This window comes from Labrenzia sp. OB1, from assembly GCF_001624695.1.
Lineage (GTDB): Bacteria > Pseudomonadota > Alphaproteobacteria > Rhizobiales > Stappiaceae > Roseibium.
In genome coordinates this window covers 14,706-27,446 of record NZ_JSEP01000035.1, presented here as the reverse complement: position 1 = coordinate 27,446, position 12,741 = coordinate 14,706, and the positions used below count along the sequence as shown (strand labels likewise).

General features: G+C 58.9%; 15 protein-coding genes. 5 read left to right on the top strand and 10 right to left on the bottom strand.

The genetic code is table 11. From position 1 onward, the window contains the following. From OA90_RS28245 to OA90_RS26065, 5 genes are all read right to left on the bottom strand, one after another. The coding region (locus OA90_RS28245) for a DUF4372 domain-containing protein (RefSeq protein WP_156510631.1) at nt 1–174 on the bottom strand (174 nt) is incomplete at its 3' end. A 201-nt stretch (nt 175–375) separates the two neighbouring features. Beyond that, entirely contained in the window at nt 376–708 is a 333-nt protein-coding gene (gene grxD / locus OA90_RS26080) for a Grx4 family monothiol glutaredoxin (protein ID WP_068419781.1), read from the bottom strand. Between the two features lie 156 nt (nt 709–864). Further along, nucleotides 865–1,098: a BolA family transcriptional regulator gene (locus tag OA90_RS26075; RefSeq protein ID WP_068419787.1), complete on the bottom strand. Its 234-nt coding sequence runs from the start codon at nt 1,096–1,098 to the stop codon at nt 865–867. 44 nt (nt 1,099–1,142) lie between these two features. After that, on the bottom strand, nt 1,143–3,341 hold the full coding sequence (purL, locus tag OA90_RS26070) for a phosphoribosylformylglycinamidine synthase subunit PurL (protein WP_068419777.1): 2,199 nt from the start codon (nt 3,339–3,341) through the stop codon (nt 1,143–1,145). Nucleotides 3,342–3,486: 145 nt separating this feature from the next. After that, nucleotides 3,487–4,998, bottom strand: coding sequence for a PLP-dependent aminotransferase family protein (locus OA90_RS26065; RefSeq protein WP_068419775.1), 1,512 nt, complete (start codon nt 4,996–4,998; stop codon nt 3,487–3,489). A gap of 103 nt (nt 4,999–5,101) precedes the next feature. Between OA90_RS26065 and OA90_RS26060 the strand changes: the two genes are divergently transcribed. Continuing rightward, the gene (locus OA90_RS26060) at nt 5,102–5,344 is read left to right on the top strand and encodes a DUF1127 domain-containing protein (RefSeq protein WP_068419773.1); all 243 of its coding nucleotides are present in this window, start codon (nt 5,102–5,104) and stop codon (nt 5,342–5,344) included. Between the two features lie 140 nt (nt 5,345–5,484). Here the strand turns inward: OA90_RS26060 and OA90_RS26055 are convergent, their stop codons facing one another. Further along, on the bottom strand, nt 5,485–6,021 hold the full coding sequence (locus tag OA90_RS26055) for a peroxiredoxin-like family protein (protein ID WP_068419771.1): 537 nt from the start codon (nt 6,019–6,021) through the stop codon (nt 5,485–5,487). Between the two features lie 111 nt (nt 6,022–6,132). Here OA90_RS26055 and OA90_RS26050 point away from each other — a divergent pair, with 111 nt between their 5' ends. Continuing rightward, nucleotides 6,133–6,936, top strand: a complete 804-nt coding sequence (locus OA90_RS26050; RefSeq protein ID WP_199823849.1) for an AraC family transcriptional regulator — start codon at nt 6,133–6,135, stop codon at nt 6,934–6,936. A 49-nt stretch (nt 6,937–6,985) separates the two neighbouring features. Here OA90_RS26050 and OA90_RS26045 read toward each other — a convergent pair whose 3' ends face one another. The 4 genes from OA90_RS26045 to OA90_RS28780 all read right to left on the bottom strand — a co-directional run bounded on the left by OA90_RS26045 (nt 6,986) and on the right by OA90_RS28780 (nt 9,281). Next, a complete protein-coding gene (locus OA90_RS26045; protein ID WP_068419767.1) occupies nt 6,986–7,240 on the bottom strand; it encodes a DUF2164 domain-containing protein in 255 nt (84 codons plus the stop codon). Between the two features lie 288 nt (nt 7,241–7,528). Then, nucleotides 7,529–7,885, bottom strand: a complete 357-nt coding sequence (locus OA90_RS28785) for a hypothetical protein (protein WP_156510667.1) — start codon at nt 7,883–7,885, stop codon at nt 7,529–7,531. After that, nucleotides 7,831–8,907 (bottom strand): hypothetical protein, encoded by a 1,077-nt coding sequence (locus OA90_RS26040; protein WP_068419765.1) that lies wholly within the window; start codon nt 8,905–8,907, stop codon nt 7,831–7,833. The genes OA90_RS28785 and OA90_RS26040 overlap by 55 nt, the downstream gene beginning before the upstream one ends. 116 nt (nt 8,908–9,023) lie before the next feature. Beyond that, nucleotides 9,024–9,281, bottom strand: a complete 258-nt coding sequence (locus tag OA90_RS28780) for a hypothetical protein (RefSeq protein WP_156510666.1) — start codon at nt 9,279–9,281, stop codon at nt 9,024–9,026. 29 nt (nt 9,282–9,310) lie between these two features. Between OA90_RS28780 and OA90_RS26035 the strand changes: the two genes are divergently transcribed. The 3 genes from OA90_RS26035 to OA90_RS26025 all read left to right on the top strand — a co-directional run bounded on the left by OA90_RS26035 (nt 9,311) and on the right by OA90_RS26025 (nt 12,731). Further along, nucleotides 9,311–9,700 (top strand): mannan-binding lectin, encoded by a 390-nt coding sequence (locus OA90_RS26035; RefSeq protein ID WP_199823848.1) that lies wholly within the window; start codon nt 9,311–9,313, stop codon nt 9,698–9,700. Nucleotides 9,701–9,763: 63 nt separating this feature from the next. Continuing rightward, nucleotides 9,764–10,537, top strand: coding sequence for a hypothetical protein (locus tag OA90_RS26030; RefSeq protein ID WP_156510665.1), 774 nt, complete (start codon nt 9,764–9,766; stop codon nt 10,535–10,537). Nucleotides 10,538–10,550: 13 nt separating this feature from the next. Further along, nucleotides 10,551–12,731 (top strand): winged helix-turn-helix domain-containing protein, encoded by a 2,181-nt coding sequence (locus OA90_RS26025; protein ID WP_082837290.1) that lies wholly within the window; start codon nt 10,551–10,553, stop codon nt 12,729–12,731. Nucleotides 12,732–12,741: the final 10 nt, after the last annotated feature.

Here is a 12,741-nt window from a genome sequence, read left to right as displayed (position 1 = left end):
CTCCCTGAGGCTCTGCGCGCCTGCAAGCTGGCCGAACAAAAGGGCCAGAAACTGGGTCTTCGTCGTCAAACGGCGGACGCGGTGGTCCGCTTTATGCTCATCCACAAGGCGATTGAACTCGCCCCAAGGAACATGCTTCAGCACTTGATGAAAAACGCTATTGTGATGGCGCATGACATTGATCCTCTGTTCGTGTCTCAAACGCGGCCAAACGTCTGAAACCGAGTAGAATCAATGTCATGCGCTCTGTCTAGATTTTTAAACCGGACAGCAGTGGGTCAAGCCCTGCAATGACGGAGTGATTTCAATGAATGAGCGGTTCCAAAATCAGCACTGCGCCTAACAGAGCCGCGGAAGCCGAGAAATTGTGTCCGCTCAGGCGGACTGTTTGGTCTCGACACCCTTTTCGGTGAACAGGCCCTGGAGTTCCTGGTTCTGGAACATTTCACGGATGATGTCGCACCCACCGACGAATTCACCCTTCACGTAGAGCTGCGGAATGGTCGGCCAGTTTGAGAATTCCTTGATGCCAGAGCGCAGATCGTCGTCCTCGAGCACGTTGATGCCTTTGTAAGGGCTGCCGACATAGTCGAGGATCTGCACGACCTGACCGGAAAAACCGCACTGCGGAAAGTTCGGCGTGCCTTTCATGAACAGCACGACGTCGTTGCTGTCGACTTCGTTCTTGATCCAGTCCTGAATGCTCATGAGCGTGTGTCCTTGTGTTTGACCGCCGCAAAAAGCGTGCTTGCGGCGCTGTATAGCAGTTTGGAAGCGGCTCGCCATATCCGAAACTCCATGATCAGAAGGACCAGAAGTGTCGCGATAAGAGCAAGCCAGACCATGTTCTGTTTCCCGTCCGGATCAATCCGGAGCCTTTGTCTGCAGGGCGAGGGCGTGTAATGCGCCGCCCATATTGCCTTTCAGGGCTTCATAAACCAGTTGGTGCTGCTGGACGCGGCTCTTGCCCCGGAACGTTTCCGAGACGACATTGGCCGCATAGTGGTCGCCGTCACCAGCCAGATCACGAATCTCCACCTGAGCGTCGGGCAGCGCCTCCTTGATCAGGGTTTCGATCTCATTCGCGTTCATTGGCATCGTGCGTCCGTCCTTTTTGAAAAGTTCCTGAATGGCCAGGCCGTTCAGGCTGTGGCCATGTAGTTCGGGAACCAATCTTCATGCGCTTTGCGCATGTTTGCAACGGATATGGTGAGGATGCCCTCAACAGTCAAATCAGTGCCGCCGGTGGTGCCGATCTGCCGCACGTCAATGCCGGCATCGATAATATCCTCCAGAACGGCTTCCAGCCTGTCCGCTGCGACGGTGAGAACGTAGCGGCCCTGGTCCTCGCCGAAGAGGGCGGCGTGTGCGGGGCCGTCCACCTTGACGGTTGCGCCGATGCCGCCTGCCATCGCCATTTCCGCAAGGGCGACGCCGAGGCCGCCTGAGGAAATGTCATGAACGCCGGTGAGGCGGGCGGCGCCGATCAACTGGCGGACCAGCGTGCCGCGGCGTTTTTCCGCTGCAAGATCGACCGGGGGAGGGGCGCCTTCCTCTCGGCCGAGGACCTCGGCCAGATATTGCGACGCGCCGAGATGAGTGCCGTAGCCTCCGATAACGAGGATCGTGTCACCTTCCTGGGTGAAGGCGGCGTTCGCACGCACGCCGACATCGGGCAGCAGGCCGACGCCGCCGATTGCCGGGGTCGGCAGGATACCTTCGCCATGGGTCTCGTTATAGAGCGACACATTGCCGGAGACGATCGGGAAATCGAGCTCGCGGCAGGCTTCGCCGATGCCTTTGATGCAGAAAACCAGCTGCCCCATGATCTCCGGCTTTTCCGGGTTGCCGAAATTGAGGTTGTCGGTGGCGGCCAGGGGCTCGGAGCCGACGGCGGTCAGGTTGCGCCAGACTTCGGCGACCGCCTGCTTGCCGCCTTCGAAGGGATCGGCCTCGCAATAGCGCGGCGTCACATCGACGGAAAAGGTGAGGCCCTTGCGCGTGCCTTCCACGCGGATGACACCCGCGTCGCCGCCCGGTGTTGCCGCCGTGTTACCCTGGATCAGCGTGTCATACTGCTCGTAGACCCAGCGGCGGGAAGAGCCGTTGGCGCTGCCGATCAGGGTTGTCAGGGCCGCTGCATAGTCTTCCGGCTCGGGAACTTCGTCGGCAGTGAGCTCCGGGAGTTTCTTCGGTTCGATCCACGGACGGTCATATTCGGGTGCCTCGTCACCGAGTTCCTTGATCGGCAGATCGGCGACGATATCACCCTGGTGTCGGACCACGAAGCGCAGCGTGTCGGTGGTGATGCCGACAATCGCAAAGTCGAGACCCCATTTCTTGAAGATGGCCTCGGCTTCCTGTTCCTTTTCGGGCCGCAGAACCATGAGCATGCGCTCCTGGCTTTCCGACAGCATCATTTCATAAGCGCTCATGCGCTCCTCGCGCACCGGCACCTTGTCGAGATCAAGCTCGATGCCGAGGCCGCCGCTGGCGCCCATTTCGACGGCCGAACAGGTGAGACCGGCGGCACCCATGTCCTGAATGGCGATGACGGCGCCCGTCTGCATAAGTTCAAGACAGGCTTCCAGCAGGCATTTCTCGGTGAAGGGGTCGCCGACCTGAACGGTGGGGCGCTTTTCCTCGATGGTGTCGTCGAATTCGGCGGAGGCCATTGTCGCACCGCCCACCCCGTCGCGGCCGGTCTTGGCGCCCAGATAGACGACCGGCAGCCCGACGCCTTCGGCCTTGGCCAGGAAAATCGCATCCGACTGTGCGAGGCCGGCGGCAAAGGCGTTGACGAGGCAGTTGCCGTTGTAGCGGGGATGGAACTCGACCTCGCCACCGACCGTCGGCACGCCGAAGGAGTTGCCGTAGCCGCCGACACCGGCAACGACGCCGGAGACGAGATGCCTGGTGCGCGGATGATCCGGTGCGCCGAAGCGCAGTGCATTCATGGCGGCAACCGGGCGCGCGCCCATTGTGAAGACGTCGCGCAGAATACCGCCGACACCTGTCGCGGCGCCCTGATAGGGCTCGATGTAGGAGGGGTGGTTGTGGCTTTCCATCTTGAAGACCACCGCCTGGCCGTCGCCGATATCGACGACACCGGCGTTCTCGCCAGGTCCCTGCAACACCCTGGGGCCTTCCGTGGGCAGGGTCTTCAGCCATTTCTTCGAGGATTTGTAGGAACAGTGCTCGTTCCACATGGCCGAGAAAATGCCGAGCTCGGTAAAGCTCGGCTCGCGGCCTATCAGTTCCAGAATGCGCTCATATTCGTCCGGCTTGAGGCCGTGGGAAGCGATGAGGTCGGGCGTGATCTTTATGTCGTTCGGGATCATGTCGGTCCGGAGTTCTGCGGCGCTGGCGCCTGTGCCTGTCTGGCGCCGGTTTAGCAGATCAAATCGCGGAAGTGGAGAGGCTAATCACATTCCGGCCACGCGGTTCCACGGGAAGATTCTTTCCGGCGGGGAGGGACCAGCTTCTCTATTCGAAACTGTCGTAACACGCTCCGCTGTCTTCCATGAGGTTGCGGACGATCTGAAGGCCTTCGGCGGTCTCCTCGCGGGTAAGAGGGTTCGTGATGCCGATCCTGACCCGGTGGTAGACCTTGCCGGAGCGGCCGGTCTTGAATTCGTCCTCGTCGTCGACCAGCACATTGGCACTTGCCGCCGCGGCCTTGAAGGTGCCTGAAAGCCAGGGTTCGGGAACCTTCAGCCACAGGAACGGGGCGTCGGGAGCTGCTTCCAGCTCGTAGCTGCCGAGATGCTGCGTGACGAGCGCATGGCGGCCGGCGATTTCGACCAGAATCCTTTCGCGAAAGGTATCGGCCGCGCCGGACAGGATCAGGCGGGCGGAGAGTTCGGACAGAAGGAACGATATGCCGCCGGTCAGCATCTTGTGCGCCATGTAGACCCGCTGTGCGTGGGACATGGGACTGGAGACCCAGCCGCCGCGCACGCCGGCGGTCACCGACTTGGACAGGGAGCCGACATGGAATGTCCGGTCCGGCGCCAGCGCGGCCAGCGGTGGCAGGGATGTTTCCCGTAAGGAGCCATAGACCTCGTCCTCGATGATCCAGAGATTGTTCTGCCGTGCGATTGCCGCTATGTCCCGGCGCCGGGCCTCGCCCATGAGGCCCAATGTCGGATTGTGCATGGTCGGCATCACGAACAGGACCTTGGGATGTTTTTGCGCGCAGACGCGCTCCAGGTCTTCGGGAAGCGGGCCTTCGTCATCCCGTGCGACCTCGACGGGCCGCCGGCCCATCAGCGCGCATCCGCGGGAGATCGAACTGTAGGTGAGTTCCTCGAAGGCGATCTGGTCTCCGGGCGCGGTGGTTGCCGCGATGATCGCCATGATCGCCGCTTGTGCGCCGGTTGTCGGCACGATACTGCCTTCCGCAGGCTCCCAGCCGCTGCGCGCCAGCCACTTGCGGCCCGCCCTGCGCCAGCTGTCCGGCACATCGCGCGTATAGCTGGAGATTTCATGCGGGTGGTCGCGGGTTATGTCCGATGTGAGGCGGCCGATAATCTCCGCCTGACCGATTTCAGGGGCCGATGTGCTGTCGAAGCGGATGGCTCCGGGGGCAGGCACGGAAATCCGTGTGCCGGCGAAAGCGGTATCCATCGGAGCAGCAGTGGCCTCCCGCACCCAGGAGGGGGACTCGCCTGCTCCCTGGCGGGTGTTGGCGACCGGCTGGACGTCGAGGCCGATATCGGGTCTGCCGTATTCCTGAAGCGGAGCGGCGTTCGTGCTGCCGAGAACGAATGTGCCGCGACCGACTTCTCCGCTCACCAGGCCCTGCTGGCGGATCACGGCGTAGGCCCGGCCTATGGTGCCGACCGTGACGCCAAGGTCATAGGCAAGATCGCGCTGCGGCGGGAGTTTGGCGCCCGCGGACAGCGCGCCAGTGGCAATGTCGTCGGCAATCCGATCCGCCAGACGGATGTAAAGCGGGCCCTTGCCTTCGGGGATCTCTGGGTGCCAATTTGTCATGGTGACAATTTTCTATATTGCATCTCAAAAAGAGTCAATTCATATGATTGCAGGGCTACAATGTTCGAAATTGTGGTAATTGTAACCGTATTGAGGTAGTGAAATGAGTTCAATAGAGACAATAGGAGGGCGGCGGATTTCACGTGTGCCGGCCTTCGGATCGCTGATCGGTTTCCTTTTGAGGAAAGTGTCGGGCTGGAGACGGGCGGCGCGGACGCGAGCGCAGTTGCTGGAACTTTCGGACGCGGCGCTCGTGGATCTCGGCCTGACCGCTGAAGACGCACGCCGGGAAGCAGAAAGACCGTTCTGGGATACCAGCAGCGAAACCTGGCGTAGGGTCCGGTAGAAGGTGCGCGAAACCGAGATGTCAGAGACTTCGGATCGGCTACCATCTGGAAACCCGGAGAAACAGTAAAATGCCGGACACGCTGCTATTCGTGCCCGGCATTTCCATTTAACTCACCCAATCATCATCAATGGCAAGGGTTAGACCGCTCCGGTATATTCACCGCGGGCGGGGTAGTCGTTTTTCTGAACGAAATCGAGCGCGCCGACCATTTCCTGGAAATGCGGACGCACGAATGGCATGGTCTGGACGGCGGAGAAATACAGGGTGCCGTCAGCTTTCACCAGGAAAACGCCAGGCTCGGAAAAGAGCGCGGGTTCCTCGATGCCGATCGAGGTTGTTCCGCGGCTGGTGGAGATGAAGAGACCCCAGTCCTTTGCAACGGAGAGCGGTAATCCGTAACCGAAGCGCAGATCCGGGAATCCGACCTTGTCCGCCATCTGTTGGGCGCGGTCCTTGTCGTCGGAAGAGATTGCGACGGTTTTGACACCTTTCTCCGCAAAATCAGGAGTGAGGCGTCCCAGTTCCTTCAGGTAGGTGGCGCAGATCGGGCAATGCAGGCCGCGATAAAACACGACGAGCGTTGCAAATTCCGCGGCGTCTGCGGACAGGTCGAACGGGGCGCCTGAAAGGGTCTCAACAGTTAGGCCGGGAACTGGCTGGCGTGGGATAAGCATCTGTTTCCTCATTCAGCTGGAGAGCAAGGCTTCACATCGCCCTGCGGATAGCTTTAAGGTAGTGAACGAATGAAGAAGGAACATCCTAAAAAGATGATCAGGAGTACGGAAGTGTTGGTCCCTTATCGGACATCGTTTAACGGCAAGCTGGACCGGCTGTCGTCGCTCATCGACCGTCTCAGGGTTCACGTTTCAAATACCCTGACCGAAAGCCGCGATGAAGATTTTGCCAATTTCAGGATTTACACCAATGAAGAGCAGGCGCTCCGGCTGGTCTACAGCCCCCTGAAAAACGATGAGGCCAGGATCTGCCGGGGCATGGAGGCAATGTCCGACGAAAGGCCTCTGGTCGCAGCGCGTATCACGATTTCCGGTGTCGGCGCGCAGCTTGTCAGCGCCCTTCCGGATTGCATTTCCGTGCCGCTGGCTGAAGACCCCTACCTGAACGCGATTGTCTTGCCGTTGATCGAGGAAGTTACGCTGCCAAGGTGCGGCGGGCAGGCCGCGTTTCAGCGGCTGTGCGAGGTCGTGGTCATCCGGCTTTTGCGCCACGCGATGGAAACCGGCAAGGCGGACACTGGCCTGCTGAACGGCCTTGCACATCCTCGCATTGCCGCTGCGCTTGTCGCCATACACGAGGCGCCCGGCGACATCTGGACGCTTGAGAAACTGGCGGAGACCGCCGGGATGTCGCGCACGCAATTCGCCGTCACCTTCAAGGAACGGGTCGGAACCACACCCATGGGGTATCTTTCCAACTGGCGGCTGGACATTGCCAGGTCCGAACTGGAAACCGGCCTTCAGGTCAAATCCGTCGCTTCGCTGTGCGGTTTTACAAGTCCTGCAGCGTTTTCGCGGGCTTTTTCCCGTCGTTTCGGCTATCCGCCCAAGCAAAGACGGAACAATGCGGCCTGAAGCACGGCGGCGTTGGCGCGCAGTTCAACAATGGAGATTTCCGGTGTGACTATCCCCGATCGTCGACCGGCTGCTCCAGGTCGTAGATTTCGTCGTTGATGTCATCCGCCTTGCGGGCAAAAAGCGCCTGGGCGTCCTTGAGACCGAGATTGTAGAAGCGGGCGCCGAGCGAGGTTGAGAGAAAATCGATCAGCCGGTCGGCATCCATATTGCCGATCTCCACGTCCAGTTCCTCGTCCAGAAAACGCTGGATCTGAGAGGCGAGGCGGGTCCGCGCATCCTTTTCGAGTTTCAGCTCTGTCATGTCCACCTCACCATTGACCCCGAGTCGGTCTCTTGAGTGGCAACCTGCCTGAAAACCAAATACTTGGAAAGCCGCGGAGGCCGCAGAAGGTGTTGATGGGAACCGCTGTAGCCCGATGCCGCGAACGTCTTGCAAACCTCATCTTGTCGGCCCCGGACAATCGAAATGCAGATTCGGGATGTTTGCAGCAAGAGTGGGAGTGAATTTGGCGCCCCGGCATCGTAATTCGGGGACACCATCGTGCAGGCTCATGGAGGGCCGGTGGCTTTCCTGCCACTCGGCAGTCCTTCATTGGGAGTTGCAGGTGCACTGATTATAGAAGTGCAACTGGCTTGAGGAGTTGATCGTCTGGGGAACTCCGGGCTGGCATGTGAAGCTTTGGTCCGGTGCACAGCATTTGGTGCCGTTTTTCGCGCCGCTGGCGCTTGCCGGGTACTGACTGCAAGCACCGTCGTTGTAGGTGGGCGCCGATATCGCGCCGCAAAGACTGGCCCGGTCAGCGATCTTTGAAGGCGTGTTCAGGGCTATATCCATCGCACAGGCGTAGTAGACTGGATCGATGAGCTGGATTGTCCAGACGAAGGCTCCGCCTATGCCGAGGGCTGGCTCCGCGTTTCCATGCGAAGGGGTGTAACCGGCAACCATGTCTGCAATTTCCTCAAAGCAGTCCGGATAGCCCCTTTGGTACTGGTACTCGCAGTTGTTCGGCCCGCCGCGGAACGGAAATTCGAATCCCAGCACCGAATAGGGCGACATGCCGACCACGAACTGACTGCTGTGCTGGCAAGGTTCAAAGTTGAGCCGTCAGGGCAGGGATAGTCCGACAGTGTCGCCAGCAGGTTTTGCACGTCGGTGTAAAGGCCGTCCAGGGTCGTGCCTTGGGTGCCGCCGGCGTAATATTGCCTGGCGTCAATATAGCCGGTGATGCCGTATTTCTTGTAGACACAGGCGCCTGCCGTGGTCGAGGCGCTTACGGGATTGGAGGCTTTGTCATAGTAAGGGGCGAAGGACATGCCGAAGGGCGGTTGTATCGTGCCGTTTTCCGTAAGGCTATCCAGCAGAGTTTCGAACGCCTCGCTCGCCTGGGCATCTGTATATTGTCGGGGACTGGACCAGTCGCTTTCAATATCGATATCGAGACCGTCTGTTCCATAGGCCGTGAACGCTTCTGAAAGATAGAAAGCAGCACAGGCACGGGTGTTCACATCCGGCCCTTTCTCTGCGCAGGTGTTCGCTGTGGCGGTGCCCTGGCCGGCATCCAGCGCAATCAGGTAGGGGACGGTATTGCCTCCCACTATCGAGGCGTAGACCGAGGCGCCGCCGAACTTGAGTGCTGCCACGATTTTTGCCGCGTCCGGGCTGGCTGCGGCCCAGGTCGGGTTGCCTTCGCTGTCGTTTGAATAGGTCATGATCGGTTGGCCGCCCCACTGAACCGGATTGTAGGGGGTGCAGCCAGTGTCCGCAGGATCGCAGAAACTCAGTCCCATGATGTTGAAGCGGTTGAATTTCGTGCTGCCATAGGTGGTCGCCATCGTCTCGGTCAGCGACCCGAACGGCGCAGGCTGTGTGTTGATATAGGATGCGTTCAGCAAATCCGCTTGACCGGCCGATATGGAAAATGCGGTCAGCATGGATGCAATGGCGATGCTCTGAAGTGTTTGTCGCATGGTATCCTCCCGGCTTTAGATAAACCTTGAAGTTTCCGTCATCTGACGTTGTTGAAGCGTTCATCCTAGCGGCGAACAAAAGGCATGTAACCATCAGGAGCTGTAATTTCGTTTTTCTAAACCTGCCGTTTTCCGGCGCATTCTGACGGGACTTCCGGCAAGCCCTTCTCAGCGTTCGCTTTCTTCGGGTCCGGGTGTCTCTTTTCTTTAACGTTTCTTGAAATCCGAAAAAATCTACTGCTCGAGTTCGCGCTAGATTTCAGCTTTTTTCCGGATTTTTTCAGGTTGTTTTCAGTATTTTTCACAGTTTTAGATTGCATTTTGTTGAGGTAGCCACGAGCTAAAATTCCCGTGGCTTGAATATTACGGATCATTGAGATCCAAAATCCTGGAAGGAAAGAAAATGTCTGCAACAAAAATGAATATTTTGAAGAGTTCTGCGCTGGCAATGCTTGCTGGTGTCTTGTTTTCCTCTGCTGCGATGGCGCGTAACGTCGAAGCAGGTCCGATCTGGAACGATGAAGACGCGAAGTTCAAGTGCCCCGTTGCTGCTGCCGCTTACGAGGGCAAGTGGAACGGGCAGTGGACGACCACTGTGGAAGGCGAAATGTCCGTCTGCGGCGTTACCGACATTCCGATCAAGACTCTGGAAGCCGGCCCGATCTGGAACCAGGAAGACGCCGACAAGAAATGCCCGGTGGTGGGCTTTTCCGTCCAGGGCAAGTGGAATGGCCAGTGGTGGACCACGGTCCCGAGCCAGATGTCGGTGTGTCAGGTCGATCTGAACAACTGACGAAGCTGCCGCGCGGCCCGCTTTTCGGGCCGCGCGCGATCCGGACAATGCCGGAACGATAGGTTGATTTCAGAAATTTTTCATTTGGATTTCAGTTTTCCGCCGGTGAATCGGTTGACTGTGGATCTATCACGCCTTGAGCCGCCGGTGCGGCAAACTTCTGTCGGGAACGTTACGGATTTGATCTCGTTCAACGTGCAACATCTGCTAGAGGTCTCGGTTTTCCCGTTTTACCGGGGCATACCGATTGAAGTAGAGCCGATTTTGACCAATGGCAACGGAGCGTATGTGTCAGGTCAGTTGATGGGACACAGTTTTCATACGCTTGCCTTCGACAATGCAGATGAGGTCGGCGATCCGGAGATCGGATGTTCCTACAGTTGCATCGGCCGGACGGAGCAGGGAGAGCAGGTCCACACCCACTGGCTCTACTGTACCGACAAAAGGCCGAGCCTTCACTTCGGCGTTGTTCGAAATTGGGCGAGACAGAACACCTACGCGCCTTTGAGTCCCTTGCTCGCAGCCGAAGAGAACGGGGTTCTGGTCAAGCTCGAGGAATTGTTCGACCTTGTCGCGATCCTGCAGATTCCCGGCGCTGTGGACGGCTTGACCCAAGTGCAGATAGGTCATCGGGGATGGCTCGTCATGGCGAAGGTCACGACACCTCAATCGTTCGGAATCCTGGTGGAAAGCCCAACCTTGCCACCAATGTTTCCAGAAGGGGCGGGTGCGATCGCCGTGTCCGCGAAAAGCAAACGTACCCTGCAATCGGTCAGTCTTGACGGTTTGACATGTGTTGCGGCCAGGGATCCAGCGCTGTTGCTGAAGGTGGATTAGGAATTCATTCGTTATGTATTATTCCGGGGATTACGACTATTGCGTGAGTTTGAAAGGTGATACAATTCGCAATGGCGTTCGGGGTGGCTCATCTGCGGGTTTGCGGTCGGCTGCGACGCGCAAAATTCACTACGGGAGCTCTCCCAAAGGTCTAATCCGACAGGTCTGCGCCACAAGGATGAAAAAACACTATTTGGACATTGCCGAAGCGTCTGAAAGAATTTTGTTTGGCGAAGTGGAATATTTTTTCCACTCCCAGCGTCTGGTTTCGGCAAATGGCCAGGAAACGCTGTTGCGTTCTCAATCGGCGAAAGTATTGCATCTTCTTGCCTGCAAGCTGGGCAATCTGGTTACCCGGGATGAGCTTGTTCAGGATGTCTGGGCGGACATCGCCGTCACCGATGACAGCCTGACCCAGTGTATCGCCGATATCCGCAGGGCAATTCAGGACAGTGACCGCAAACTTCTCAAGACCGTTCCCAAGAGGGGTTATATTCTCAACGGCACAGTAGAACCGAAGGTATTGCCTCCAGCGGAGCCGCTGGTTGCTGCGAGAGGTAATCATACCGGTTTTGCCGGTCGAGGTTGTGCGGTCGCGGTTACCGGTCAGTCGGTGCTTTTGCAGGATATCATGGACGCACTGCCCGCGGCTCTGCGCCCGATCAGGACTTCCATCGAGGGCGAAGCCACGCTGGTGCTGATCTACGATGAACCAGGAGCGGCCTTGCGGGCAGCGGTTCATATCGGCAATGAAAACCGCTGTGCGATATCCGTGGAGTCTCTGGCAACCAGAACGGAACATCCCCTGTGCCGGATGTGCGGCGTCGATCAGGGTGAAGTGCGCACGACCAGGGAAATGGCAGCCTTCGCGACCGCGAGCCTGGGGATCGAGTTTTTCGCAACCGGCTCGAAGGAACCGGATCCCGCCGGCAAAGTCGAACCGCAAGGTCAACTGCTGCCGCTCGTTCCGGCCGATACCATTGTTCCCCAGCTCGATCCCAATGACGTGCTGCCAACCCTGGCGATCCTCCCGCTCAAGGCTCAGGCAGGGAGCCAGGACGAGAGCCTGGGGGCATTGTTCGCGAACGATATCACCACCGCGCTTTCCAGGGCTGAGGACGTCAACATCATCTCCTGGCTCTCAACGTCCTCAATGGCGAGTCCGACAGGTGGCCTACGAGACGTCGGCCACCAGTTGCGGGCTGATTTCATCCTCTCCGGATATGTTGTGTCCCGTGGAGGCAAGGTCATTGTTTCTGTGGAGTTTTGCGAGACGGAAACCCAGTTTGTCCTTTGGTCGGACCGGTTTGAACGTCAACTGGATTCATTTCTGGAAGATACCGATAGCGTCCATCAGATCGTGACCCGCATTCGCAAGGCGATCACGTTGAATGAACTGCGCCGCCTGCAGGCGCGCCCCCTGGGCAGCCTCAAGCTGTTCAGCATTCTGCAGGGCGCCGTCGGCTTGATGTACCGGTTGATACCGAAGGAATTCAATCAGGCAAAGACATATCTCGAATATGTCAGCGCACAGGCGCCCAACCACCCGGCTCCCCTGGCATGGATGGCCAGATGGCACGTGTTGCGCACGGTTCAGGGATGGGCCGAGGATCCCGCCATGGAAGCCCGGGCCGCGTTGCACTTTACCGGGCGTGCACTGGAGCTGGAACCCGATCATGGGCTGGCTTTGGTTTGCGAGGGACAGGTGCTTGTCAATCTGGCGCTCAGACTGGACGAAGCCGAGGACCGTTACAGCGCGGCTCTTGCCTCCAACCCCAATGACGCTCAGGCCCGGGCTCTGCGCGGTATGCTCGCCGCCTTTCGCGATCAGGGTGCCGAAGCGAAGCGTGACACCGAACGCGCGCTGCATCTTGCGCCGCTTGATCCGCACCGCTTCATTTTCCTTGTTCAGGCGGCGGGGGCGAATATTTCGGCCGAAGACTATCCCCGTGCGGTGACGCTGGCCAAGGAGTCGTTGCGGCTCAACCGGTCACACAGCTCGACCATGCGGACATTGGCGGTCGCGCAGGCCGGGATGGGGGATATCGATGACGCCAGACAGACCGCCAAGGAACTCCTGCGGCTTCAGCCAGGCATGAGGGTAAGCACGTGGCTGCGCGCTTCACCGAGCGCGGACTATGAGATGGGGCGAAAAGCAGCCGAGCTGATGCGTTTGGCAGGAATTCCCGATTGATCGGGGTGGA